At 64.2% G+C, this 26,280-nt stretch carries 21 protein-coding genes and 1 pseudogene; 5 read left to right on the forward strand and 17 right to left on the reverse strand.

Annotated features, from left to right (window positions below):
* Positions 1-68: 68 nt before the first annotated feature.
* The 9 genes from BGI01S_RS13110 to BGI01S_RS13150 form a co-directional block, all read right to left on the reverse strand.
* Positions 69-491, reverse strand: a complete 423-nt coding sequence (locus BGI01S_RS13110) for a MarR family winged helix-turn-helix transcriptional regulator (protein ID WP_042326106.1) — start codon at positions 489-491, stop codon at positions 69-71.
* 255 nt (positions 492-746) lie between these two features.
* Positions 747-1,712 carry a formimidoylglutamase gene (gene hutG / locus BGI01S_RS13115; protein ID WP_042326108.1) on the reverse strand — a complete coding sequence of 322 codons (966 nt, stop codon included), beginning with the start codon at positions 1,710-1,712 and terminating at the stop codon, positions 747-749.
* Positions 1,709-2,485, reverse strand: a complete 777-nt coding sequence (locus tag BGI01S_RS13120) for an amino acid ABC transporter ATP-binding protein (RefSeq protein WP_042326110.1) — start codon at positions 2,483-2,485, stop codon at positions 1,709-1,711. The genes hutG and BGI01S_RS13120 overlap by 4 nt, the downstream gene beginning before the upstream one ends.
* Positions 2,482-3,150, reverse strand: coding sequence for an amino acid ABC transporter permease (locus BGI01S_RS13125; protein ID WP_042326112.1), 669 nt, complete (start codon positions 3,148-3,150; stop codon positions 2,482-2,484). The genes BGI01S_RS13120 and BGI01S_RS13125 overlap by 4 nt, the downstream gene beginning before the upstream one ends.
* A gap of 17 nt (positions 3,151-3,167) precedes the next feature.
* Positions 3,168-3,923, reverse strand: a complete 756-nt coding sequence (locus tag BGI01S_RS13130; RefSeq protein ID WP_042326114.1) for a transporter substrate-binding domain-containing protein — start codon at positions 3,921-3,923, stop codon at positions 3,168-3,170.
* 84 nt (positions 3,924-4,007) lie between these two features.
* Positions 4,008-4,757: an IclR family transcriptional regulator gene (locus BGI01S_RS13135; RefSeq protein WP_042326770.1), complete on the reverse strand. Its 750-nt coding sequence runs from the start codon at positions 4,755-4,757 to the stop codon at positions 4,008-4,010.
* A 136-nt stretch (positions 4,758-4,893) separates the two neighbouring features.
* Complete coding sequence (locus BGI01S_RS13140; protein ID WP_042326116.1) at positions 4,894-5,784, reverse strand: transglutaminase family protein; 891 nt, start codon at positions 5,782-5,784, stop codon at positions 4,894-4,896.
* Positions 5,781-8,420, reverse strand: a complete 2,640-nt coding sequence (locus tag BGI01S_RS13145) for a circularly permuted type 2 ATP-grasp protein (RefSeq protein WP_042326118.1) — start codon at positions 8,418-8,420, stop codon at positions 5,781-5,783. Before BGI01S_RS13145 ends, BGI01S_RS13140 begins: the two co-directional genes overlap by 4 nt.
* A 29-nt stretch (positions 8,421-8,449) precedes the next feature.
* Positions 8,450-11,947 (reverse strand): transglutaminase family protein, encoded by a 3,498-nt coding sequence (locus BGI01S_RS13150; protein WP_042326121.1) that lies wholly within the window; start codon positions 11,945-11,947, stop codon positions 8,450-8,452.
* 322 nt (positions 11,948-12,269) lie between these two features.
* Between BGI01S_RS13150 and BGI01S_RS13155 the strand changes: the two are divergent.
* A pseudogene (locus BGI01S_RS13155) lies at positions 12,270-13,334 on the forward strand (zinc-binding metallopeptidase family protein); the annotation flags it as partial.
* A 456-nt stretch (positions 13,335-13,790) separates the two neighbouring features.
* Here the strand turns inward: BGI01S_RS13155 and BGI01S_RS13160 are convergent.
* From BGI01S_RS13160 to BGI01S_RS13170, 3 genes are all read right to left on the reverse strand, one after another.
* Positions 13,791-15,068, reverse strand: coding sequence for a DUF3443 domain-containing protein (locus BGI01S_RS13160; protein ID WP_042326125.1), 1,278 nt, complete (start codon positions 15,066-15,068; stop codon positions 13,791-13,793).
* Positions 15,069-15,078: 10 nt separating this feature from the next.
* Positions 15,079-15,528, reverse strand: coding sequence for a DUF2844 domain-containing protein (locus BGI01S_RS13165; RefSeq protein WP_084585380.1), 450 nt, complete (start codon positions 15,526-15,528; stop codon positions 15,079-15,081).
* Between the two features lie 574 nt (positions 15,529-16,102).
* Positions 16,103-16,525 carry a phasin family protein gene (locus BGI01S_RS13170; RefSeq protein ID WP_042326130.1) on the reverse strand — a complete coding sequence of 141 codons (423 nt, stop codon included), beginning with the start codon at positions 16,523-16,525 and terminating at the stop codon, positions 16,103-16,105.
* A 350-nt stretch (positions 16,526-16,875) separates the two neighbouring features.
* On the opposite strand from BGI01S_RS13170, the gene BGI01S_RS13175 reads away from it, so the two are divergent.
* Both BGI01S_RS13175 and BGI01S_RS13180 read left to right on the forward strand, forming a co-directional pair.
* Positions 16,876-17,313, forward strand: coding sequence for a hypothetical protein (locus BGI01S_RS13175; RefSeq protein WP_042326132.1), 438 nt, complete (start codon positions 16,876-16,878; stop codon positions 17,311-17,313).
* Between the two features lie 658 nt (positions 17,314-17,971).
* Positions 17,972-18,751 (forward strand): DUF4410 domain-containing protein, encoded by a 780-nt coding sequence (locus tag BGI01S_RS13180; RefSeq protein WP_042326134.1) that lies wholly within the window; start codon positions 17,972-17,974, stop codon positions 18,749-18,751.
* A 125-nt stretch (positions 18,752-18,876) separates the two neighbouring features.
* On the opposite strand, the gene BGI01S_RS13185 is transcribed toward BGI01S_RS13180, so the two are convergent.
* From BGI01S_RS13185 to BGI01S_RS13200, 4 genes are all read right to left on the reverse strand, one after another.
* Positions 18,877-19,560, reverse strand: a complete 684-nt coding sequence (locus BGI01S_RS13185; protein WP_042326135.1) for a RibD family protein — start codon at positions 19,558-19,560, stop codon at positions 18,877-18,879.
* Positions 19,561-19,631: 71 nt separating this feature from the next.
* Positions 19,632-20,267, reverse strand: coding sequence for an RNA polymerase sigma factor (locus BGI01S_RS13190; RefSeq protein WP_084585358.1), 636 nt, complete (start codon positions 20,265-20,267; stop codon positions 19,632-19,634).
* Positions 20,268-20,301: 34 nt separating this feature from the next.
* Positions 20,302-21,339: a MerR family transcriptional regulator gene (locus BGI01S_RS13195; RefSeq protein ID WP_042326137.1), complete on the reverse strand. Its 1,038-nt coding sequence runs from the start codon at positions 21,337-21,339 to the stop codon at positions 20,302-20,304.
* A 225-nt stretch (positions 21,340-21,564) separates the two neighbouring features.
* Entirely contained in the window at positions 21,565-22,665 is a 1,101-nt protein-coding gene (locus BGI01S_RS13200; protein WP_042326138.1) for an NADH:flavin oxidoreductase/NADH oxidase, read from the reverse strand.
* Positions 22,666-22,752: 87 nt separating this feature from the next.
* Between BGI01S_RS13200 and BGI01S_RS13205 the strand changes: the two genes are divergently transcribed.
* Positions 22,753-23,082, forward strand: a complete 330-nt coding sequence (locus BGI01S_RS13205) for an ArsR/SmtB family transcription factor (protein ID WP_042326140.1) — start codon at positions 22,753-22,755, stop codon at positions 23,080-23,082.
* Positions 23,083-23,132: 50 nt separating this feature from the next.
* Here BGI01S_RS13205 and BGI01S_RS13210 read toward each other — a convergent pair whose 3' ends face one another.
* Entirely contained in the window at positions 23,133-23,564 is a 432-nt protein-coding gene (locus BGI01S_RS13210) for a response regulator (RefSeq protein WP_042326142.1), read from the reverse strand.
* A gap of 381 nt (positions 23,565-23,945) precedes the next feature.
* On the opposite strand from BGI01S_RS13210, the gene BGI01S_RS13215 reads away from it, so the two are divergent.
* Positions 23,946-26,141, forward strand: a complete 2,196-nt coding sequence (locus tag BGI01S_RS13215) for a TonB-dependent receptor (protein WP_042326145.1) — start codon at positions 23,946-23,948, stop codon at positions 26,139-26,141.
* The last annotated feature ends 139 nt before the right edge of the window (positions 26,142-26,280 follow it).

A 26,280-nucleotide genomic window follows, 5' to 3' on the forward strand; every position in this document is an offset into this window, starting at 1 on the left:
CATATTCGTGAGTGCGTATGCACACATACGAACGTACGATGCCCGCCGAAACAAGCGCGAGTGTCTGATTAACCGGTGATAGTGAACAACTCGGCGCGCAGCGTTTTAGCGCGTTCCTTGCCGAACTTCTGTTCGAACTCGTCCTGCGCGGCGCGCCATGCGATGGCGGCCTGATCGAAAGTCTTCTCGCCCTGCTCGGTCAGACTGAACAGAAAGGTGCGACCGTCATGTTCCGCCGACTCCGCCACCACCAGGCCGTCCCGCTGCAAAGGCTTCATTGCGCGGACCAGCGTGGTGCGTTCCATCACCATCGCGTCGGCGAGGTCCGCCATCGGCAGACCCGGCGTGCGGGCAAGCTTGGCGAGAATGGTAAATTGAGCAGCAGTCAGCCCGACCACGCCAAGATGGCGTTCGTAGATTTGCGTAATGTGCCGCGCCGCCTGGCGCAGCGCGAAGCAATTACATTCGTCGTAAGAGATTGGGTGGGTCATGTGGGGCAGTCTATATGTGCATACGCACAGAGTCAAGAATATTTCGACTCTGGCCTCTGTCGGCGGGGCCAACACCCGTCCAATATACGAGTCCGCAGCAGCGGCTTAACGTTCAGCGAATGTTAAAATTCCGACTGCGGCACGCCGACCAGCCTCCTACGGTAATCACGGAAAGGAACGGAAAACGGCTCGCTACACTAATCCGGCGAGCCGCCTTTTTTCACCCGCGCGGTGCAGTGAGTGCGATAGCGTGATTCAAAGCAGTCGATACGCCAGTCGCGCGGCCGCTCTCGCGGTGCGCTTGTCCTGATCGAGCGACGGGTTGTACTCCGCGATATCCGCGGCACGCAGCTTGCCCGAAGCCGCCACGCGCAGCACCATCGCTTCGACCACCGATAGCGGTACACCCAGCGCAGCGGGCGCAGACACGCCCGGCGCGACGGCCGCCGGCAAGACGTCGAGATCGATCGTCAGATAGACGTCGTCCGCTGCGTCCAGCAACTGCTGAAGTTCGTTCAGCCGCTGCGGCAGTTGCGTCTCCTGCATATCGACGTCGAGCACGTAATGCACGCCGAGCCGTTCCGCATGCGCGAACAGCGAAGCCGTGTTGCCCAGATCGCTGATGCCGAAGCACGCATAGTTGAACGAGACCCCTCGTTGCGCACAGTCGAGCGCGATCTGATCGAACGGCGTGCCGGAATTCGCGGGACGCTTCTGGCGCAAATCGAAGTGAGCGTCGAAGTTGATGATCTGCAGCTTGCGCGATGCGAGTGGCGCGGCATTGTCGGCTTCACGCTGCTGATGCAGCCGCAAACCGCTATACGTTCCCCACGCGACTTCATGACCGCCGCCCAACACCAACGGCCGTCCACCGCTCGTCAACACTTCGCTAACCACGTCCGCCAGTTCCGTCTGCGCGCCTTCGAGGTCGCCGTCGTCGCACACCACGTCACCGGCATCAGCGAGCGCCGCCAGCGACGTTTTGGCCGGCAAGCCCGCCAGCACACGGCGCAACTCCCTGGGCGCATGCGCCGCGCCGATCCGGCCTTGATTGCGGCGCACGCCTTCATCCGAGCCGAAGCCCACGATCACCGGCACATCGCGCTGCATCTGCGCCACGCTGCTGAACGCCATCATCTGATTGAAAACACGCCGCGTGTCGCCGGGCTCGCCGTCGTCGGAGCGGCCTGCCCACACCTTGTCATCGAAGGGAACTCTCATGCGCGCGACAACACCGCCTGCAGGAATGCCCGTGTGCGCGGCTGTGAAGGCGCGGAGAAAATCTCAGCCGGCGGCCCCGCTTCGACGATCACCCCGCCGTCCATCACGACTACCACGTCGGCCACTTCCTTCGCGAAGCCCATTTCGTGCGTGACGACCACCATCGTCATGCCTTCGCTCGCGAGCAGCTTCATCACCTGCAGCACTTCGCCGACCAGTTCGGGATCGAGCGCGGACGTCGGTTCGTCGAACAGCATCACGCGCGGCTGCATCGCTAAAGCGCGAGCAATCGCAACCCGTTGCTTCTGACCACCCGACAGACTCGCCGGCATCACATGCGCCTTGGGTGCGAGCCCGACTTTTTCCAGCAGCGCCATCGCCGCCGCTTCGGCCTGCGCCTTGCTGAGACCACGCAGCATGCGCGGACCAACGGTGACGTTATGCAGCACCGACAAGTGCGGAAACAGATTGAACGACTGAAACACCATGCCGACTTCGGTGCGCAGCACATTCAGCGAACGCTCCTTGAGCATCCCGCCTTGCTCGACGAGTCGATGCCCGCAGATGTCGATGGTGCCGCCTTCGGCTTGTTCGAGTCCATTGCAGCAACGCAAAAAGGTACTCTTACCCGAGCCGCTCGGTCCGATCACCACCACGACCTGTTGTGGCTGGATATCGAAGTCGATACCGTTGAGCACGGTATGCGAGCCGAACGATTTGGTCAGCCCGCGAATGCTGACGATAGGCTCATTGTTTTTTGCCACGGTATTCATTGCACCATCCCTCCCGCACGCAAACGACGCTCGACGCGATGCAACGCGTAGTTGGTCGCCTGCGTCAGCACCAGATACACCAGCGCGATGGCCAGATACACTTCAAGCGACCGATACGACACGCTGATGATCTTCTGGCCTTCGTGCATCAGATCGTCGATCGTCAGCAGTGACACTAGCGCCGAGTTCTTGATCAACGCGATGAATTCGTTGCCAAGCGGCGGGATCATCCGCACGACGGCCTGCGGCAGAATGATCGCGCGCATCGCCTGCCCCGACGACATGCCGATCGAACGCGCTGCCTCCATCTGCCCGCGATCGACGGACTGAATCGCGCCGCGCACGATCTCCGAGACGTATGCGGCCGAATACAGGCCGAGCCCCAGCATGCCGCACACGAACGCCGGCAGCAGAATGCCGAATTGCGGCAGGCCGAAGAACAGCAGGAAGAGTTGCACAAGCAACGGCGTGCCGCGGAAGAACGTCAGGTACGCGGTACAGAGGCTATACACGATGCGCCGCTTCGGCGTCAGCCGGCCAATGCCGATCAACAGGCCAAGCACGCAGCTGAGCGCGAGCGACGCGGCGGTCACTTCGACCGTCACCAGCGCGCCGTGCATGATGTCCGGCCAACCGGCAATGACCGGCGAGAAATCGAGTTCCATTTCGTTTGCCCGGCCGTTTATTGCGCGTCCGCGCCGAACCACTTCTTGACGATCGCCGCATAGGTGCCATCAGCCTTGATCTTGGCGAGCGCGGTGTTGAAGGCGGCTTTCAGTTGCGGCTCGTCCTTGCGCACGGCGATGCCGTAGGCTTCGGTCGTCAGTGTTTTGTCGAGCACGCGGAAACCGCTGCGCGTTTTCGCGAGTTGATACGCGGCCGGCTTGCCCGTCACGGCAGCGTCGGCGCGACCGATCCCCACGAGATCGAACATCTCCTGGTTCTTCTCGACCTCGACGCGCGTGATCTGCGGGTAGTTGTCGCGCAGGAAGTTCACCGACTTCGTGCCCACCTGGACTGAGACTTTCTTGCCGTTCAGATCGGCCACCGTCTTGATCGGCGAATCGCTTTTCACCAGCACGGCCAGACCGCCCGCGTAATACGAATCGGTGAAGTCGACCACTTTCGCGCGCTCGTCGGTAATGTAGATGCCGGAGATCGCAGCGTCGAAACGATGCGCGATCAAGCCCGGGATCAGCCCTTTGAAGTCGATGTCGGTCCATTGCACGCGTTTGCCCATCGCCTTCGCGAGCGCATTCATCAGGTCGACGTCGAAGCCGGTGCGTGCGCCGTTCTCGGTGTACTCCATCGGCGGGAAGGTGGCGTCGGTGGCGACGTTGAGCACGTCCGGCGTTTGTGCCGACGCCGCGCCGGAAAATCCGGCAAAGGTCACGGCGAACGTGACGCAGGCGAGGGATAACAGTCGTTGCAGCTTCATGGGGCAGGCTCCTTGTAGTTCTGTCGGTTCGTGTGGTTCATTCGGAATCCGTACTGAAGAACGAAATGAACAGGCTTCGTCCGGTCAATCGGTTTGCAGGTGCTCGGAAATAGCGCGGGCCGTGCGTAGCGTCCCGTCGATGAATTGGCTTTCGCGGCCGATAGCCCGCGTGGACGGCGCCATCAACGTGATCGAGGCGCCGCTACCGGCGCTGCGTCCACTTCGATGAAAGATCGGCGCGCTGACGCCCCACACGCCCGGATCGACTTCGCTGTCGCTGACGGCGTAGCCTTGGGCGCGAATCTGCTGGAGTTCTGCTTCGATGCTGGCGCGGCCAGCGGGGTCGTGGTCGAACACGCTATCGAGCACTTCGGCACGCGCCTTGTCGGCCATGAACGCCAGCAGCGATTTCGCCGAAGCGCCCGCCTTGAGCGGCACGGCGCGGCCTTTCTCGAACGAGCAACGCAACGAATGCTGGCTGTCGACCATCTCGAGACACATCACCTGATGCTTGACCGCGACCACCAGCCCAATGCTTTCCTGCGACGCGCGCGCGAGTTGCTGCATTTCGCTGCGGCTCGCTTCGACGAGCAGCGAATTCACATCGAAGCCAAGCGCGAGTTGCAGGCTGATCGGACCGGGCGCGTAATACCCGGCGTTTTCGGCGACGAAACCCCAGCGCTTGAGTAGCGCGATCTGCCGGTACAGCGTGCTTTGCGCAAGGCCGGTCACCGCCAGCAGATCCTTGACCGACATCGCCCTGCCATGACTGGCGAGCGCCGCCAGCACCAGCAGCACCCGTTCGGCCCCTGTCACACCTTGTTCCACGTTCACGATCACCGCCCGCAATCCATCAAGGGCTCAGGATGCCAGAACGTTCTCAGGTTTCAAAAATAGAATTCCCACTGAATGGGAATGGAGGGCAAGGGATTTCCCCAAGTCGGGATGAAATGAGTGCGAGCACGGGACGCTAAAGCGCAATCACCGTCACACCCACTTCCACGCGATGCGCGCCGCCGCCCAGAATCATTCCGCGCAGCAACGACACGTCGCTGTAATCGCGGCCGATTGCGAGCGTCACGTGATCGACATCGGCTAGCACGTCGTTGGTCGGATCGAGATCTATCCAGCCGCTTTGCGGACAATGTACCGACACCCACGCATGCGACGCATCCGCGCCGATCAAACGCGGCTGCCCAGGCGGCGGATCGTTGCGCAGATACCCGCTCACATAGCGCGCCGGCAAACCCAGCGATCGCAGGCAGCCGATCATCACCTGCGCGAAGTCCTGGCACACACCGCTCCTCAATTCGAACGCGCGCTCGGCGGGGGTATCGAACATCGTTGCCGATGGCTTGTAGGCGAAGTCATCGTGAATACGATGCATCAGATCGATCGATCCGGCAGCGATTGGCCGGCCCGGCGGAAAGCTCGGTAACGCATAGGCGCGCAGCGACGGCCGCGGCACGATGTTCGGCGACGCGAAACAGAACTCCACCTCCGGCCTGAACTGGCCGCCGACGCGGAACTGCAGCGCATCCGCGACTTCTTCCCATGCGGGCGTCGCGTCGGGATCGAGGTCGGTCCAGCGCGGCGTCAGCGCCACCGTCGTTTCGCTGACGAGTTGCAGGCGTTCGTGCGGCGCATCCAGCGCGAAGTACAGCACGTCGTTGCCGAACGCATCGGTGCGGCTATGCAGATACGACGGCTCCGGTTCGATCCACGCGCTATGCGAGACCAGCCGCTGCCATGAACAGGCGATCGGGCGGATCGTCGCGAGATGCTGCGCGGTCTCGACATACGTCGAGTAAAGGTAAGTCGTGCGATGTGAAACGGACAGAACAATCGGCGCGTGCTTCATGACCACACCTGTGAAGCGACGGTGCTCGCGTGACTGAAGTAGCGCGCGCTGATTTCATGCGCGGCCGCGCCGACGAACCCGCCAATCTGATCGCAGACCGCCGTCAGTTGCGGGTAAGCGCCGTTGTCGTCGACTTCGCACAGCGACTCCAGCGACGGCAGTAACGCGGCCGGCGGCATCAGTTCCGCGAACGGACGATGCCGCACGCTGCCCGCGGCCACGGCGATCTCATCGAGCTTCTTGCGCAAACGTTCGTACACGCCGTAGATGCCGCGCGGGTTGGTCGGCTCGATCACCAGCAGATCGAGCAGGGCCGGCACTTCGAAGCGGCCCGGATAGAGCGAACGATAAGTGAGCGTACTGTCGAACAGCTGCAGCAGCAGATCGAAACCAGCGGGCGTCGCGAGCTGACCGTGATCGGCAACCGCGCGCAGCAACGACGTCATCGCCGACACACGTTCGATATGGCGCCCGACGAACAGCAAACGCCATGCTTCGTCGCGCGTCATGCGATCGCCTTGTGCGCCGCTGATCGCCGACAATTGCACCGACAGCCGTTCGAGCGCGTTGACCAGCGTCACGCGGTCATAACGGTCATAGCGTTGGCCACGACCATTTGTGCCGCCACTGCCGTTGCTGCCGTTCCCCGCCCCCGTCGCCGGCATCAGCGTCTGCAACGCATCGCGGAAGTCGTTGCGCGACGCGAGGATCGTGCGCCAATGATCGTTCGACAGCCGGCCGCGCACTTCGCCATTCGAGCGCGCCTGGCAGTTCAGATTCTGGCCGATGCTCGCGGCCCCGGTGCTCTCGCTCAGATTCGCGACCAGCGCGCGTTCGAACGCTTGCGGCGAAGGCGGCGAGGCCATGTCGCCGGATTGCACGAGGCCGCATTGCAGCGCGAGTTCGACCAGCGTCGGGAACATCGCGTCGGCATCGTTGCCTTCCAGCGAGCCGAGAATCAGCCGCAACAGCCGCACGTTGTTTTCGGCGCGTTCGCCGTAACGCCCTGCCCAGAAGAGATTTTCCGCCGCGCGACTCGACACGGTGCGATGTTTGCGCGCGAGGTCGGCGGGCTGCATCGGCGAAGGCAGCAGCGTGAACGTCGAAGTCGGCTGGCTCGACAGCACCCATGTATCGACGCTGCTGCCGCCGTATTGCATCGACACTGTCGCCTGACGTTCGGCGGCCATCCGCGTGAAGCCGCCCGGCATCACGTGCCAGCCTCCGTTGACGTCGGCGATCGCATAGGCGCGCAGCACCGACGGACGGCGGCCGATGGTGCCGTCCTCGTAACGGGGCGTGCACGAAAAGCGCTGCACCTGCTGGATCGTGTAGGTGTCGGGCATCGCTTCGATGCGCTCGCGCCATGCGGAGAGCGTCTGCTTGCCCTGCTCGATGCCGGGCGGCGCATCGCGCCCGGCGACCGGCCACGTCGGCACGATGAACGCTTCGTCGAGCCGCGCGAACGCATGTTCGCGCGCGGCCTCTTCGCCGCACCACCAGGTCGCGACGCTGGGCAACACGAGGTCTTCGTCGAGCAGCACTTCGGCGATGCCTGGCAGAAAACCATGCAAGGCCGGCGACTCGACGAAGCCCGAGCCTGGCACGTTCGACACGATTACATTGCCCGCACGCATCACCTGCAACAGGCCCGGCACGCCGATGCTCGAATCGGCGCGCAGTTCGACCGGATCGCAGAAGGCGTCGTCGAGACGGCGCAATACGACGTGCACGCGTTCGAGCCCGGCGAGCGTCTTCAGATAAAGCATGTCGTCGCGCACGGTCAGGTCCTTGCCCTCGACCAGCGTGACGCCGAGATAGCGCGCGAGAAACACGTGCTCGAAATAGGTCTCGCTGAACGGCCCCGGCGTGAGCAGCGCGATATGCGGCGACGCTTCGGCACCGGCACTGCCGGCCTGATCGCGCATGGTCGAACGCGCCGATTGCGCGAGCGTCGCGATCAGTTGCGAATAGGTCGGCGCGAGACGGCTCACGCGCATCGAGCGGAACGGATCGGCGAACAGCGTCGAGACGATCAGCCGGTTTTCCAAAGCGTAGCCGAGACCCGACGGCGCTTCCGTGCGATGCGCCATCACCGTCCACTCGCCATTCGGGGTCCGCGCGAGATCGACCGCGACCACCTGTAAAAACTGGCCGCCGGGCGGCGTGAAGCCCTTCACCGAACGCAGATAGCCGGGATGCCCGAACACCAGCGCGGGCGGCAGTTGCCCGCGTTCGAGCAGCGTCTGCGGCCCATAGATATCGGCGACGATTGCATTGAGCAGATGCGCTCGCTGCGTCACGCCGCGCTCGATGTGCGCCCACTCGTCCTCGCTGATCAGGAACGGCAGCAGGTCGAGCGCCCAGGGCCGCGACTCGCCGTTATCCGCGTAGACGTTGTAGCTGATGTCGTTGTCGCGAACCTGCTGAGCGACCGACGCGCGGTGACCCTCCAGCCGCGCCACCCCGTCTTCGCCGAGCCGCTCGAAGAATTGCCGCCACGGTTCGCGCAACCCGCCCGACGCGTCGCGCAACTCGTCCCAATGTCCGTCATAGCCCGGCAGCAGCCGCAACAGGGACGAAGCGTCGGCGCGAGTCGCGGACGCTTCGAAGGGAAAAGTCGATTGAAAGGCCAAGGTCGTGTCGTTTTATATCTAGGCGGGTTTCACCAGTAGCGCAGATCGAGCGTGAACGGAAACTCGAGACTGCGCTGCGGCATGTCGACCGTGAGCGGCCCCGGCGTATGACCCGACGCGAAGAAGCGCGCGCGCCGCCGGCTTTCCGCCTCATAGGCGTTGACCGGGAAGGTCTGGTAATTGCGCCCGCCCGGATGAGCGACATGATACTGGCATCCGCCCACCGAGCGGCCGGTCCAGGTGTCGACCAGATCGAAAGTGAGCGGCGCGTCGACGCCGATGGTCGGATGCAGCGCCGATGGTTGCGACCACGCGCGAAAGCGCACGCCCGCTACGTACTCGCTGACGCGGCCGGTCGGCTGCAACGGCACCGGCACGCCGTTGACGCTCAGCACATGGCGATTGCCGTTAAGGCCCAGCGCGCGCACTTCGAGCCGCTCCACCGACGAATCCACGTAACGCACGGTGCCGCCTGGCGAGCCCTCCTCTCCCATTACGTGCCACGGTTCGAGCGCGTTGCGGATCGTCAGCTCGACGCCGTTCACCGTGGTCTCGCCGACCAGTGGGAAGCGGAATTCGAAATGCGGCGCGAACCAGCTGCTGTCGAATGCGAAGCCCGCGCGATTCAACTCGCCGAGGACGTCGTCGAAATCCATCTTCACGAAAGTGCCGAGCAGGAAGCGGTCGTGCAACTCGGTGCCCCAGCGCGTAAGCCGCTGCGTGTACGGCTTGCGCCAGAAGCGCGCCACCAGCGCGCGCAGCAGCAACTGCTGCACGAGACTCATGCGCGCGTGCGGCGGCATTTCGAAGCCGCGCAATTCGAGCAGGCCGAGACGGCCGGTCGGGCCATCGGGTGAATAGAGCTTGTCGATGCAGAACTCGGCGCGGTGCGTGTTGCCGGTCACGTCGATCAGGATGTTGCGCAACGAGCGGTCGATCATCCATGCGGGCAGGTTCGCGCTGTCACGCCCGCCGAGCAGATCGATCTGCCGCTGCAACTCGCGGAACGCGACTTCGAGTTCGTAGACCTGATCGTTGCGCGCTTCGTCGATGCGCGGCGCCTGGCTGGTCGGTCCGATGAACAACCCCGAGAACAGATACGACAGCGACGGATGGTTGTGCCAGTACGCGATCAGGCTCGCGAGCAGATCGGGCCGGCGCAGGAACGGACTGTCGGCGGGCGTCGCGCCGCCGAGCACGAGATGATTGCCGCCGCCGGTGCCGGTGTGCCGGCCGTCGGTCATGAACTTCTCGCTGCTCAGATAGCTGTGCGCCGCCGACTCGTACAGGTACTCGGTGTGATCGACCAGTTGCTCCCAGTTCGCGGCCGGATGAATGTTCACTTCGATCACGCCGGGGTCCGGCGTTACCTGCAGCATTTTCAAACGCGCGTCGCGCGGCGGCGGGTAGCCTTCGAGCACAACCTGCATCTTCAACTCGGCGGCCGTCGCTTCGACCGCGGCGAGCAGGTCGAGATAATCGTCGAGTTCGGTGAGCGGCGGCATGAACACATGCAGCAACGAGCGGCCGCTGCCGAACGCGTCGGCTTCGGCTTTCGGACCGGCCGCACGCTTCGGGTCGCGCGCCTCGACGCAGATCGCGGTGCGCAGCGTTTCCTTCGACGACTCGCCGCGCGCCGGCGGCGGCTCGTCGCCGGCTTGACGCGCATAGGCCAACGCGCCGCTGCCCGGCATGCCGCTCAGCAGGTCCGCAGCCGATAGCGACAACGCGGCGACGCGCCGCTTCTCGGCTAGCGTCTGCGCGTCACTCGCGGCGGGTTCGCCGCCTCGCGGATCGCCTTCGTATTGCATCCGCAACTGCGCGGCCGAACGCAACGGCACCGGCGGCGCGAACGGATCGTGGGCGTGCTGATACGGATAGTCGGTCTTCGACACCCACGGCAGCGAGTCCAGCGGCAACCGGTAGCCCATCGGCGAATCGCCGGGAATCAGGTACATGCGTTCGTCACGGAAGAACCAGCGGCCGCTCACCCACTTCGGCGCTTCGTTCGGCACGTCGCGCTCGCGCGCGAGCGGCAGCACGTAGCCGGTCGCGCCGCTCAGGCCCGCATCGAACACGCGGCGCAGACGCACGCGCTCCAGTTCGTCGTCGAGGCGCGCGTCGAACGGATCGACGTTGACCGGCAAGCGGCGCTCGCGCCACAGGTAGTACCAGACGTCTTCGAAACCGGGCTGGATGCAGTCGGTGTCGAGCGCGAGCCTGGTCGCGAGATGCTCAAGGAAGCGTTGCGCGTCGCCGGCGGTGTAGCGGCCGGGCTCACGCTCGTCGGCGAACAGCGTCGGGTTTCGCCAGCACGGCTCGCCGTCGGCACGCCAGTAGAGCGACATCGCCCAGCGCGGCAACTGCTCGCCCGGATACCACTTGCCCTGGCCGATATGCAGGAAGCCGTTCGCGCCGTAACGCGCGCGCAGCTTGTCCATCAGCGCGACCGCGTAGCCGCGCTTGGTCGGGCCGAGCGCGTCGGTGTTCCATTCGGCGGCGTCGCGGTCGCGCACCGACACGAAGGTCGGCTCGCCGCCCATCGTCAGGCGCACGTCCATGTCGGCCAGTTGCCGGTCGACCTGCTCGCCCATTTTCAGCACATCGCTCCATGCCGCTTCGCTATAAGGCAGCGTGACGCGCGGCGTTTCCAGCACCCGCTCGATCGACATCGTGTGCTCGAACTCGACCTCCGATTCGTCGACCGCGCCGGAAATCGGCGCGGCGCTGCCCGGCTCGGGCGTGCACGCGACCGGGATGTGCCCTTCGCCCGCGAGCAGACCGGAGGTCGGATCGAGGCCGATCCAGCCCGCGCCCGGCAGGTACACCTCGCACCACGCGTGCAGATCGGTGAAGTCGACTTCGGTGCCGCTCGGGCCGTCGATGGATTTGACGTCGGGCGCGAGTTGCAGCAGGTAGCCGGACACGAAGCGCGCGGCAAGCCCCAATTGCCGCAGCGTCTCCACCAGCAGCCAGCCCGAATCGCGGCACGAGCCCGCGGCGCTCACCAGCGTTTCCTCGGGCGTCTGCACGCCCGGCTCCATCCGGATCAGATAGCGGATCTCGCGTTGCAGCCGCTGATTCAGGCCGACGAGGAAGTCGGCGGTGCCGGTCGGCGTGCGGTCGATGCTCGCCACGAACTCGGCGAAGCGCGGCGTCATCGGCCGCTTGACACGGTACGGCGCGAGTTCGAGCGCGAGGCCCGGCGCGTAGTCGAAGGGAAACTGCTCGGCCGACGGTTCCAGGAAGAAGTCGAACGGGTTATAGACGGCCATCTCGGCGATCAGATCGACGGTCACCTTGAATTCGCGCGTCTTCTCCGGAAAGACGAGCCGTGCCTGATAGTTGGCGAACGCGTCCTGCTGCCAGTTGATGAAGTGTTCGGCCGGCTCGACCCGCATCGAATAGGCGAGGATCGGGGTCCGGCAATGCGGCGCAGGCCTGAGACGCACGACCTGGGGCGACAGCGCGACCAGCCTGTCGTAGCGGTAATGTGTGACGTGATGCAACGCGACGCGTATGGACACACCGGACTCCTGGACGAAGGATGGCAGCCCGCCAAAAAGCAAGCTTCATGCCGTTGTTGGAACGAGCGTGATAAACCTCGTGAACTGCATGTACCGCCCCGCCACACCGCCTGGCGCGAAGTGCGCCGCGCATGACCGATGCCTCGCACGATCGAACTTCATGTCGTTCGGTACGGCTCGGCATGCCACGCACCAAAGCGGCGCAGCCGCCATGCACGATCATGTACGTAATGTGCGTTAAACCGGTGACGTCTGGCAAATGCGGCATGAAGATTGCGGCGGCTCTTCGCTTCAGACCGTCACTTTCCCACAGGCTCCACCGATGAAAACCTTCCACTGCAATCACTGCTCGCACCTGGTCTTCTTTGAAAACGTTCGCTGCGAACGTTGCGAGTCGTTGCTCGGCTACGTGCCCGAACTGGCTGAGATCAGCGCGTTCGAGGACGCCGGCGAAGGCCGCTGGCGCAGCCTGCACCCGGGCGCGGACGGCGCGCTGTTTCGCCAGTGCCACAACTACGCGGTCGAGAACGTCTGTAACTGGATGATTCCCGCCGATTCGCCGGACACGTTGTGCCGCGCGTGCCAGTTGACCCGTACGATCCCGAACCTGAGCGCGCCGGACAACCGGCTCTACTGGTATCGGCTGGAGATGGCGAAACGGCGCCTGCTTTACACGCTGGCCGAACTCGGCCTCGACGTGAAGTCGGCTCAGGAGGACCCCGAACATGGCCTCGCGTTCGAATTCCTCGAGGACGGCGGCGACGGTTCGCGCGTGATGACCGGTCACGACAACGGGCTCATCACGCTGAACATCGCCGAGGCCGACGACGCTCACCGCGAAGAAGTGCGCACCGCGATGGGCGAGCCGTATCGCACGCTGCTCGGGCACTTCCGCCACGAGACCGGCCACTACTACTTCGACCAGCTGGTACAGAATGACCCGCGCTGGCTCGAACCGTATCGCGAGCTGTTCGGCGACGAGCGCGCCGACTACGGCGAATCGCTGAACGCGTACTATCGCGACGGCGCGCCGGCCGACTGGCAGGCGTCGTACATCAGCGCGTACGCGACGATGCACCCGTGGGAGGACTGGGCGGAGACATGGGCGCACTATCTGCTGATCGTCGACGTGCTCGATACGTCGACCTCGTATGGCCTCGCGCTGTTGCCCGACGATCCGAGCGAGCCGACGCTCACCGATCGCACGCCGGTCGAGGACGCGAGCTTCGAGAATCTGATCAAGCGCTGGTATCCGCTCACGTATGCGTTGAACAGCCTGAACCGCAGTCTCGGGATGGCGGATGGCTATCCGTTCACGTTGGCCGCGTCGGTGGTGGAAAAGCTGCGCTTCGTGCATCGGGTGATTGCGCAGGCAAGCGACAAGTCGCATCCGCGCGAGGCGGCGAAGTTGCCGGGAGAGGGTGCGGGTGCTCCGATTGAAGCGGCGCACGAGCGTATACAGCCTGATGCGCAACCGGCCGCAACGGTCGCTGCGGCGTCCATGACGAAGCCTGAGGGGGAGTCGCAGAACGACGCCGGGGGTCTGTCGACGACCGCCTCGTCTCCCGCGCCATCGCAACCGGCTGACCAGCCGCCTGCCGCCACGCAAACCGTCACGCCGCCGCAAGCACCGCCGGCTCCGCAGCCAACCTCGAAGCCCGCCTCGGCCGATAAAGCGCCGGACAAGCAGGCCGGATAATGTCACCGGTTCGCCGAAACACTCGCGGTGCCAGTGTCGCTCGCGTTACTCGTGCCGTCGACCCATCAAAAAGCCCGCTGCCGGTCGATCCGGCAGCGGGCTTTTATCGCTTACCCAACCTCAACGCAGACCCAGCCCTAGCGCTCAATACGCAACGTAAGGCCCGGTGCCCCCAGGCGTTGCCTGCTGCTCGACAGCGGCGTACACATTGCGCCCGTAGAAGAACGGCAGCCCCCAGTCGAAAATCGTCGACGTCACGAAAGCCGGTCCCGCTAGCAGCGGCAACGCCGCATCGCCGTTATACGTCTGCGCGATCGACGCCGCGTTGCCCACCGTGAAGTTCACCGCGCTCGTCGTGCCGTTCACGCCCTGGATCAGCGCGCTCAATTGCTGGGTCGACGCCGGGCAGTAGTACGCGCTGTTCGGACTCGGGCAGGCCGTCATCGCGGTGGTCTGGAAAAACAGCCCCGTCGAGCCGCTGTCCATGATGCTGTGCGAATACGTCGTGCCGTTCTGCACCGTCGTGAATGTGCCGTTCGACGGACTGACGCCGATCACCTGTGCACTGCCGAGCGCGTTGTTGCTCTGCGTGCCGATGCCGAACACCAGTTGCCCGGAGACCGACGCCGCGCCGCCGGATACCGTCGGCAGGCTCAGTATCGAGCCGTTGTTGTCGGTCGCGAAGTACGGCACCGGATTGGCCACCTGAAACTCTTCGGCGAGCGGAATCGACGCGCAGGCCACGCCCTGGCAACCGTAATAGGTGCCGGCCAGCGCCTGCTGCACGCAGGCCGCGCCACAGTCGTGCTTGAACACGCCAATGCCCAGAATGCCGTTGGCCTGCAACGTCGCCGGCGTGTTGCGCGACGCGCCCAGGCTCGCGCAATCGGCGGGCAACGCAGCGTAGCCTGGGTCGATCACCTGGATCGGCAGCGACGCGGCTTTTTCGCCGGCGATCTGCAAATCCGCGAGCCGCACCGAGCCCCACGTGTAGCCGTCGAAAAACTGCATGCATTCGGCGACCAGGTTGCCAGCCGCGTCCTTCTGCTGCGGCAGCTTCATCGACGCGGGCAATTGCGACGCGAATACGCGCACGCCCCACGAGCCGGTATCGACCAGCACGTGATCGATCGTTTGGCACTCGCTCGTGCCCGGCACGCACAGCGTGATGCTGACGAACGGCATATTCGGCACGTTGCTCACGCCGGAGTCCACCGTCACGCGCACCGCGTTCGCGGCGAGCACTTGCGGCGCGGGCGACGTGTTGGTCACGGTCGGACCGGACGGCCCGCTGTTCGAGCCGCTGGAATTGGCCGTGGTGCTCGCGCCGCCGGAGCCACCGCCCCCGCCTCCGCATGCGCTCACGAGCAACGCGAAGAGCGCCGCGCTCAACAGGGTCCGCCACGAAGAGATTTCACGCATGGCCGCTCCGTTATTGAATGACGCCGACGTCGACGCCGGCGGGCACCGCTTGCGGCAGATACGCGTAGCCGGAGAATGCGCGCAGATGGCCGCCGGAGAAGATCACCAGATCGCTGTTCGACACCGCGAGCGGCGTGCCGCGCCGGGTCGCGGTGGCCGCGACGTAGGCGTCGAACGACGCGCCCAGCATCGATTTCAGATCCGGCAGCGTCGGGCCTTCCCAAGCGACGCCGAACACGATGCCGTTGCGTGCGACGTACTCGCGCACCAGCGTGCCGGAGGGCATCGTCATCAGATGGACCGTATAGGCGCTCTGCGTGGTGGCGGCGCGAGCGACCGCGCGCAGGTGCGTCTGATCGCTGTCGACAGTGCTGGCGTTCTGACCTAGCGTGGCGTGCGCGGCAAACGACAGCGCGCAGCTCGCCCCGAGCATTGCGTGAGCAATGCGGGTAGGGAGCATCGGTTTCACGAGATTTCCTTCGAGGTGAAACGCTCGTGACGCGGCTATCGGCCGATCACGAACGGAAAACTATCGGGTGCACGCCCGACCGGTGGTGCTGACGCTGCTCCCACGCCGGTCGGGCTGCGCGAATGCGTCTACGGAGCGGGCGCGCGAAACTTGAGCGGACGCGGCGCGCGGCGGCAATCGTTTGCGGAACGATTTAAACCTTCGGCACGTGTGCGGCCGTTCGAAGCCGTTTGATCTTTGAAGACTCAGCCCCGCTGGAGCGGCGCTCCGACAGTCATTTTTACGTTGCGGCCCGTTTAAAGCAAACGGGTGCGAAAAATAACTGCGGCCAGCAGAAAAAAAATTCGTGCGACGTGCATCGTTCGGCCGGATGTAAGCACATGCCGAAAAATATGCGTGGAAACGCTCGATTCCTCTGACGAGAAACCGTTGCTCACGCCGCCGCCAATCAAAGAAAACTCGTACAAAAAAATACCGCGAACGGCTCAGCGGCCATCCGCGGTATCGGCTTCATCAGAGAAGATGCGTCACGCGCGAATCAGCCGATTCGACGCTTGGGCACCCGTTACTTTTTCTGCTGCAAGAGCGACTTCAGTTCCTGCACATTCTCTTCTACGCGTTTTGCGATCACCGCATACGACTCGGCTTGCGTCTGATACGCGGCTTGCGCGAGTTGCTGCATGTCGGCGAGCGACTTATGCAGACTTTGCTGGATCAGCTCCGCGGTTTTTGCCGACGGCGCTGCGCCGCCGGCCGACAACTGGCCCGTCAGCGATTGCAGCTCGGTCAGTGTCGTGCGCAACATGTCGGCCTGTTTCTGGGCAAGCGACTGCATGCCCTGGAAAGCGGTCTGATTCGCCTGGACCAGCGCTTCCATATCCTTGCGTCGCGCTTCCATGATGGCGGGTACGTCGAAGCCGGGAAGCTTGAACTGCTCCAGCATTTTGGTGAGATCGCCAAACGGATTGGCGGCGTCAGGTCGGTCCATCGAAATTCCTCCTTAGCGGTTGAATACTCGCCGGCAGCGCAACCGCGACATGGTTCGGCGACGCAGGCACCGGCGGCGACGTTGCGCCGCGCGACCCGTGAAGGCTTGCCAGTTCTGGGGTCGGACGGCACATTGGGTCATCATGCGCCATCCGGCCACATTGCGCCAGCGGCGCTCACCCTGGCTCGCGGCGCGCTTTTGACGCGGCTACGGCGGCACAGGCCGCGGCGCATGCAAGGTTCCGTAAGTTACGTGACGGCTTCAGTAACCCTACGAATCGGCAGGTCGACTATCGTTGCTCATGTGCCGGCGCACTGTGGCGCCGGCTCTGTCTTGACGGGAGCGACATCATGAAAAAAGCAATCTTCAGCGCGGCCATGGCCGCCGTTCTGAGCGTGGCCGCGACGGCTGCTCTCGCGCAGGAAGCGCAGATGCACGGCGAAGCGCAGCGCGGCGACGCTCCGCCCGCGCCGCACGATGCGATGGGTCCGATGATGGGTCCGAGGGGGCCGGGTTTCGCGGTGATCAACGATCTGGAGCAGTTGCGCCGCCTGTATGCACTCAGCGGCCATCCGGGAGAGATCGTCGCGGTGTATCACGACGTCCTCGGCAAGACGCAGGATCCGATGCTGCGTCACTACGTCTACGACTCGCTCGCGCGCGAGCAGTTGAAGCCCGCGAACCCCGAGCAGGCGATCGCGACGTTGCGCATGAGTCTGTCGGAGGACCTGGCTGCGGCGAATAAACCGCTGCACGGTGCGCCGGGAACGCCGGGGCAAGCGCAATAAAAGTTGCCGGTTGGCTGGGCGCCCTTCTGTAACGGCGCGGCGCCTCAGCATCCATCGCGCGATTGGAAGCGCTCCCTCGCCTCCGCAACGCATTCGTCCGGGATGCTACGTTAGCTGTCCCACATTGCCCCTTCAGTGGCACTTTTCATCTTCCGTCAGGTGATTAGGATAGGAGCACCGAAACGCTCGCGTGTGGTGAAGAATGCGATACCCGCTGAATCTGGCCGTTGCCGGCGTCCTGCTCGTGCTGGTCCTGTGCTGCATCATCAAGCTCGCATTGAATTGATGCCGATTCTCGCGGCGCATCTTGTGCCGCTTCATCACTTCACATCGCGCGAATAACGCCGGTTGCGGCGCTTATCCTCGTTCCCGCCTCGCCCCCTCTTTCGCATCGACACAGCGTCGACGAGCGCCGCGTAAAGCGCGCGCGTGCCGGCGCCTCATCGTGACATCGCGCGAAATAATTGCTGAATGGAGTTCGCCAGGCGACGCGTCCATACTTCGCTTCGCTGCCGGTGCGTACGAAACAAGGACGCATGAGATCAAGGGTGTTTCACGTGCGAAACCATCTCGCCGATGATCAACGATCCTACGGTTGCCCGATCATCGGTTGAGACGTTCGCAGCTACCGGCACCGTGTGCCGACGACAGGATCAACATGTTGACTTCAGTGAATTTTCTCAAAAAGAACGCCACCCGTCTGGTCTGTGTGGCGATGGTCTGCGGTTCCGCATTGCTGAGCGGTTGCGCCGGCAGCGGCATCACGAACACGAGCGCAAGCGCGGCGACCGCGCAACCGCAGGTGCGGCCGGACAACATCTACGTGTACACCTTCGACGCCGATCCCGATCAGGTCAAGCTCGACGGCGGCATGTTGCAGAAACTGAAGACGCAATTGAGCGGCTCGTCCGCCGCGCAAAAACAGGTCGGCGATGCGGACCAGGTGCGCGAGCAGGTCGCCGACGAAATCGTGCGTCGCTTGCAAGCGATGGGACTGCACGCGGTTCGTTCGGACGCGCCCGCCCCCGCCGATCAGAACGTGCTCCTCGTGCAAGGCAGCTTCGATACGATCGACGCGGGCAATCGCCGTCGTCGCACTCTGATTGGCCTCGGCGCGGGCAAGAGCGAAGTCAGCAGCACGGTGCAGATTCTGTACAAACCCGCGGGCGGCGCACCGCGTCTGGTGCAGAGCTTCGACGCCAACGCGGACAGCGGCAAAGCGCCGGGCGTCGCGGAAACGGCGGGCGTCGGCGCGGCCGCTGGCAGCATCGCGACGACGGCGGCAGTGGGCGGCGGCTTGCACGCCGTCTCCGAAACGAAACGGGCGGGCGTGTCAGCGGACGCGAAGCGTCTCGGCGATGCGGTAGCGAAGCAGATTGCGCAGATTGGTGTGAGCGGCGGGTGGTTGTCGACGGAGCATGCAAAGGGAAAGGGCTGAGTGCTTGCGGTTCAACGGTTGAAATCCGATAGCACCAGGAACGTGCGAAACACAGCGCGGCGGCTTGGAGTTTCGCTCCACGCCGCCGCGTTTTTTTATTCATGCGCGTTCATTCGCGCGTCCATTCATGCCTTCGCTCTGGTATAGCGCAGCCACACAGCATCGTGCTCCACCTGCTCCACCGAGCTCAGCTTCAGATACGCGGGCGCCTGCCATTTGTCCATCGACACTTCGAACGACGAAGGATGCTCGCTGCGGCCGTCCACCAGCGGCAAAATCAGCACACTGACTTCGTCGACGAGACCCGCGTTCACGAACGCGCCACTCACGTGCGAGCCGCCTTCGACAATCAGCTTCTTCACGCCGAGTTCGCGCGCGAGCGTCTGCACCACCTTGTCGAGATCGATTTCGCTCTTGCCGCCGAACACGTACGACACGCCAATCGATTGCAGATAAGCGAGGTAGTCGTCGGCGACCTGTTCGGTCAGCACTTCGATCACATGCGACTTGAGCGCCGTATTGCTCTTCCACGCGACGCGTCCTTGCGGATCGATCGAGATCGCGTATTGCTCAGCGTTACGTTCTACGAAATGATCGGTGCGGGGCAGCGCGCCTTTCGCGAGATCTTTAGAATAGTCGGTGCCATGCGAAATCTCCTGCATGGTCACGCGTCCGCAGATCCAGCCATCGGCTTCGAAGCGGGCCGCGGTGTCTTCGTACAGGTCGGTCGCGAAGTCGAGATGCCAGCCATCCGTCAGACTGCGGCCGTCGAGCGATGACATCATGTGAGCGACGATATAAGGTTTCATACGTAAAGGCTCCGTGGCGGGTGGAAGAATCAACCTTCCAGCAAGGGCCGTTCCGCTGGCCAGCAACCCGATCACTCAGCCACTCGACACGAACCGCCATGATGCGGCGCATGCCGCCCGTCGATCATGATTCGCAGCGACTCCAGCCCGCGGCTGATCCAGGTCTTGACCGTGCCGATCGGCGCATCCAGCGTATGTGCGATTTCCGATTGCGATTGGCCACGGAAGTAGGCAAGCGCGATCGCCTGCCGCTGAATCGGCGCGAGTCGGCCGAGATAGATCGACAGCCGTTCGGCATCCAGAGAAAACTGCTGCGCAAGGCCGGCGTCGTCATCGGCCATGGCAACGCGCGCGTCCAGTTCCTCGACATACACGCCCGAATACGCATTACGCCGCAGATAGTCGAGCGCCTGATTCTTCACGATGGTCGACATCCACGTCGACGGCGACGACATCCGCGCGTCGTACGAACCGGCGAAGCGCCAGATCTTCAGAAAGCCGTCCTGCACGACGTCTTCGGCGGCTTCGGCGTTGCGGGTCACGCGCAGCGCCAGGCCGAACAGCGACGGCGCCGAGGCGCGGTACAGCGCCTCGAACGCGCGCGCGTCGTGTTGCGCAACCCGCTTGAGCAGCGCCGCGAGATAGGCGCTCTTTTCATTCAGCGCGTGCGCGCAGAGGGCGACATCCACCGAAGCATCATGTTGCATGGCGCATCCTCCGCGGACGGTGTGAGCGTGTGTGCTATTCCTGTGCGGCCGGCGGCGGCGCGGCGAACCAGCCCTCTTCGCGCGCGACCCGTTCGAGCGCGGCCTCGATCATGGCGCAAGCGCGATTGCTGACGTCGCCGAGATAGCGATGCAGCGCGGCGTCCTGCGTCGAACGCGACGTGCACTCGTCGCTGTAACGTTCGAACGCGGACAGCTTCATGACCAGCTCGGCGAGATGTCGCGGGCATTCGCACGCGATCGTCGACGAGCGTGTCGCGATCGTTTCCAGTTCGCGGTCGTCGTAGCGACGGCGCACGCGCGACCACACGGCGTCATCGCCGATGCGCTCCTGCGCGCGGGCCCGCTCGCAGAGATCGCCGAGCATCTGCCCGAATTCGGTCCGGCTTCCGGGCTCGCGATAAAGCCGCACCCCGGCCGCGCGCAGACTGTCGGCGGCCGCGCCGGTGCCGAAGCCGTAGACCACCGCAATCGCTTTCGCACGAAACGCGTCGCCGAGCGCGACGATCTGCGCGGCGATGTCTTCCTGCAGCGAGTCGACGCTGACCAGCAGCGCGTCGAGTGGCTCGCGACGCTCGCCGTCCGGCGCGGTCGAGGCCAACGCGAGATCGTCGAAGGTGGTGAGCGCGGCTACGCCGTAGTGCCGCAAATCGATGCGCGAACTTTGCAGCCGCTGGGCAAGATTGCCGCCGACGAGCGCCAGCTTAAGCTCGCCCGTTCCGGCGACGCCCGCGTCGGGCGCGCCGATGCTCTCGCGGCCGTGGCTCGCCGTAAGAAATTGCAATTGCTCCCGGTCGAGCCGCGCGATTGCGCCAATCGCGTGGCCCCGGCTGACCAGCAACTTGATCAACGTGAGTCGCCGGACGTCGTCTTCCGAATACAAACGCTGGCCTGACGCGGTTTTGGCAGGGCCGACCACGCCGTAACGGCGCTCCCAGATGCGCAGCGTCGTGACCGGCATTTTCGCCAGACGCGCCGCCTCGCCGCTCCTGTAACCCTGCTGGCCGGATTGCACCGGTTGCGTCTCGGGCTGTTCATCAGACGAAGTCACCATGAATCCTCACAATGTCGATTCCCGATTCAAGAATACGCGCATTTATGGGAAATCAATATGTCTTTTCGACTCATCTCAGCACTTGAAACGCTTTTTCAACTCACCGCGTTTTCATGTGGGCAGTCACAGAAATCCCGACGGCGTAAAAAAAAGCGCCGCTCGCCCGCTCAAATCCGCAGCGGGCGAGCGGCGCTCATCGGCACCGCCAACTTCGGTTCAGTGCGCTTACGACGCGACCGCGTAACGCTCGAGCCAATGCGCGTACGGCGCGGGCAACGTCCACGACGCGCGCTCGACGCCGAGCTTGCGCGCCGCATGGTACGGCCAGTGCGGGTCGGCCAGGTGCGCGCGGCCGACCATCACGAGATCGAGCTGTTCATTCGCCACCGAGCGGTTCGCCAGTTCCGGCGTGTCGATGCCCCATGCCGACGAAACCGGAATGCCGGCCTCTCGACGCACGCGCTCGGCGATCGGCGCGAGGAACGCGGGCGCCCACGGGATCGCCGCCTTCGGTGTGGAGAAACCCACGCTGACGCTCAGCATGTCCAGCCCTTCGCGCTTGAAATTCTTCGCAAGTTCGATCGACTCCGCGAGCGTTTCCTCGTCGCGTCCGTCGTACTCGATCACGCCGAAACGCGCGGTCAAGGGCAGATGCTCGGGCCAGACCTTGCGCACCGCGGCCAGCGTTTCCAGCAGGAAACGGCTACGGTTCTCGAGGCTGCCGCCGTACGCGTCGTCGCGTTGATTCGAGTGCGTCGAGAAAAAGCTCTGGCCGAGATAGCCGTGCGCGAAGTGCAGTTCGAGCCATTCGAAGCCGGCATCGCGGGCGCGCTTTGCGGCGGCGACGAAGTCTTCGCGGACCCGCGCGATGTCGTCCAGCGTCATCGCGCGCGGGACTTTCGGCAGATTGCCGCCGAACGCGATCGCCGACGGCGCGATGGTTTGCCAGCCGCGGTTGTCGTCGGCGGCGATGTGGTCGTCGCCTTCCCACGGACGGTTGGCGCTCGCCTTGCGGCCCGCGTGCCCGATCTGGATGCCCGGCACCGAGCCGGCCGCCTTGATCGACGCTACCACCGGCGCGAAAGCTTGCGCCTGTTCGTCGTTCCAGATGCCCGCGCAGCCCGGCGTGATGCGCCCTTCCGGCGACACGGCCGTCGCCTCGACGATCACCAGCCCCGCGCCGCCGCGCGCGAGACCGGCGAGGTGCACGCGGTGCCAATCGTTGATCAGGCCGTCTTCGGCGGTGTATTGGCACATCGGCGGAATAGCGATGCGGTTACGCAAGGACACGTCCTTGAGCTTGTAGGGCTGAAACAATGCGGACATCAGGCTAAACTCCAATGAATAAGCTTGTACGGTAGTTCGACAAACATCGAACTACGGAGTATCGCAGAAACCTCTACTATTTGCAGAATGCGCGCCTATACCCACCCCGCCGCCGAGGATTTCACGCTCGGGCGGCTATTTCATGCGCTGAGCGACCCGGTTCGCCTGGAAATCGTCCGGCGCTTGTCGACGGTCGACGAAGCCACTTGCGGTGAACTCGACGGCGGACGCCCGAAGTCGAGCGTGTCCCATCATTTCCGGATCCTGCGTGAGGCGGGGCTGGTGCGCACGCGCGTGGCGGGCACCGTGCATCAGAATTCGCTGCGGCGTGCGGAGCTGGACGCGCGCTTTCCCGGCTTGATGGAGGCGATCGTTCGGCAGATCGTGGCTGAGCCGGCGTTGGGCGAGCCGGCTTGAAGGTTGGTTTTCAGGAGCGGTTGGCCGTCACGCAGACACCGCCACGCACGCTATTCCCGCCAGAGCTTGCGCATCAGCGCGAGCAACGCGGTCGGCGCCGTGCCTTTTTGACAATAACCGTCGAAATTGTGACGCGCTTTGCCGGTTTCCTTGACGTGATCTTCGTCGAGCGACGTGAACGCGACGATGCCCAGACTCTGCGTCGGCAGATAGCTGCGTAGCGCGCTGGCCGTTTCATAGCCGTCGCGCTCCGGCATCATGATGTCGAGCACGACGACATCGGGCACCCAGTCTTTCACGCAGCGCAGCGCTTCCGCGCAACCGACGGCGGCGCGGGCTTCGACGCCTTCATAGGAGAGATAGGTGGCGAGCGCTTCGGCCGCTCCGGCATTGTCGTCGACGACCAGGACGCGCGGCACTTCGTGCAATACCCGGACTTCGCGGGCGCTCCACCTTTGACAAGTAGACGGTGTTCGAGACATGTAGGCAACGTGCGAAAAAAACACCGTTGCCCAGCAAACGGCGTACCACGGCAGGGGAATCGGCGCGGCGCCAACACGTGTTTCGGCCTCCTCCTTTCACTCGTTTATCGCGACGGGCCCGCCGCTCCAGCACACGCCGAAGCATGCCCCGCTTCTGCGCCCTTTCAACCACACTTTCGCAATCTTTACAATCCAGGAACAGGCGATCGTTGTTTTTCTACAATGAGAACGATTCCCATTTGCACTATAATATGCTGAACAATAGTTCTCGCTGCGTACAAACCGCCGTCAAACGCCCGCGCCAGCAACCCAGAAAAATGCCGCCCGGATTCCAAACGCGCCCCGGGACGGAAAATCGACGATCACACCAACTTTCACTTCATGTCTGTTTCACGTTTGCAGGAACTGCAGGCAGCGCCTGCTAAAACCGCGGCTCATCGCGCCGCCATTCTCGCAGCCATCGCCGTCGCCTTCAGCATCCCGGCCATCGCCTCCGCCCAGTCCACCGACACGAGCCCGCCCGCCGGCAACACCCTGCCCGCCGTGAAGGTTCAGGCAGCCAAAGACGTGCTGCCCGGCGATCTCGCGCCGACTTTCGCCGGCGGCCAGGTGGCTCGCGGTGGCAACTTCGGTGTGCTCGGCCAGCAGAAGAACATCGACATGCCGTTCAGCATGACCACGTACACGTCGAAGCTGATCGAAGACCAGCAGGCCCGCACCCTCGCGGACGTGCTCGCGAACGACCCCGCGGTCCGCACCGCGTACGGCTACGGCAACTTCGCGCAGGTGTTCGTGATTCGCGGCTTCCAGCTCAACGGCGACGACGTGTCGCTGAACGGACTCTACGGCGTCACGCCTCGCCAGTTGGTCGCGACCGACGCGCTCGAACGTGTCGACGTGTTCAAAGGCGCCAATGCATTCCTCGGCGGCGCCTCGCCGACCGGCACCGCCGTCGGCGGCGGCATCAACCTGCAGTTGAAGCGCGCCGACGACAAGCCGCTCACCCGCGTCACGCTGGAAGGCACGGGCTCGGGCGAGATCGGCGCACACATCGACGTGGGCCGCCGCTTCGGCAGCGAGGATCAGTTCGGCATTCGTGTGAACCAGGCGAACCACGACGGCGAAACCTCGATCGACGGCGAGCACCGGCGCGACAACACCACGGCGGTCTCGCTCGACTGGCGCGGTGAAAAGCTGCGCCTGTCCGGCGACTTCCTGTACCAGCGCCAGCGCGTAAACGGCGGCCGCCCGGTCGTCTACGTCACGGGCGACACCGTGCCGGAGCCGCCGTCGGCCACCTACAACTACGCGCAAACGTGGACCTATAGCTCGCTCGAAGACACGGTCGGCATCGTGCGCGCCGAATACGACTTCCTGCCTGGCTGGACCGCGTACGTCGCAGGCGGCGCGCGCCACACCGACGAACAGGGCAGCTATTCGTCGCCGTACGTCGGCAATACCGCGACGACCGCCTCGCGTCTCACCGCGCCTCACAAGGAAGACGCCACCTCCGCCGAAACCGGCGTGCGCGGCCGCTTCAACACCGGCCCCGTGTCGCACTTCGTGACCGCGGGCGCGTCGATCGTGCGGCTCGACGCGAAGTCCGCCTACACGATGAGCGGCTCGTTCAATACCGATCTCTACAACACGCCGCAAGTGCCGTCGCCGCCGTCGATCTACTTCGGCGGCAACATGGCCGATCCGCAGACCACCGCACACTCTCTGCTGCGTAGCGTCTCCGTCTCCGACACCTTCGGATTCCTGAACGATCGCGTGCTGTTCACGGTCGGCGCGCGTCACCAGTCGCTCGTGTCCAACTCGTTCGACTACACGGGCAAGCAGACCGAAGCCTACAACGACTCGATCACGACGCCGCTGTTCGGCCTCGTCGTCAGGCCGTGGCAGAACGTGTCGTTCTTCGCGAACCGCAGCGAAGCGCTGACCATCGGCGATGCGGCGCCAAGCAGTGCGCTGAACTTCGGCCAGTTGCTGCCGCCGGAGCGTTCAAAACAGTACGAAGTCGGCGCGAAATACGACAACGGCAAGTTCGGCGCATCGCTCGCCGCGTTCCAGATCGAGAAGCCGGAAACCTTCACGAATAGCGCGGGCTATTTCGTCGCGGACGGCGACCAGCGCCATCGCGGTATCGAAGCGTCCGTGTTCGGCGAACCGGTCAAGGGCGTGCGCGTGATCGCTGGCGCGACGTACATCAACGCGACGCAACAGAACACCGAAAGCGGCGCGACGGACGGCAAGCGGCCGATCGGCGTGCCGACTTTCATGTTCAATCTGGGCGCGGAGTACGACGTGCCAATGGTCAACGGCCTGACGCTGACCGCACGCTGGACGCATACCGGCCCGCAGTACCTGAACACGACCAACACGCTGTCGATCCCGACATGGGATACGGTCGACCTCGGCGCGCGCTACGCGGCCGTGCTGTTCGGCAAGCCGACGACGTTCCGCGCGAGCGTGCTGAACGTCGCGAACAAGTCGTACTGGGCATCGTCGACGGGCGGTTATCTGACGCAAGGTGCGCCGCGCACGTTCCTGCTGTCGATGACGACGGACTTCTAATCGTCGAATGCGAATCGCCTTGCGGCGATTTCGACGCATGATAAAAAACGCCGCTGGGCTTTGCGCCCGGCGGCGTTTTTGTTTGCGTGAGTGATAAGCATGCTGCGCCTTGCCATCACAACAGCCACTACAGCCGCCA

The sequence above is a fragment of the Paraburkholderia ginsengisoli NBRC 100965 genome (genome assembly GCF_000739735.1).
Taxonomy (GTDB): Bacteria; Pseudomonadota; Gammaproteobacteria; order Burkholderiales; family Burkholderiaceae; genus Paraburkholderia; species Paraburkholderia ginsengisoli.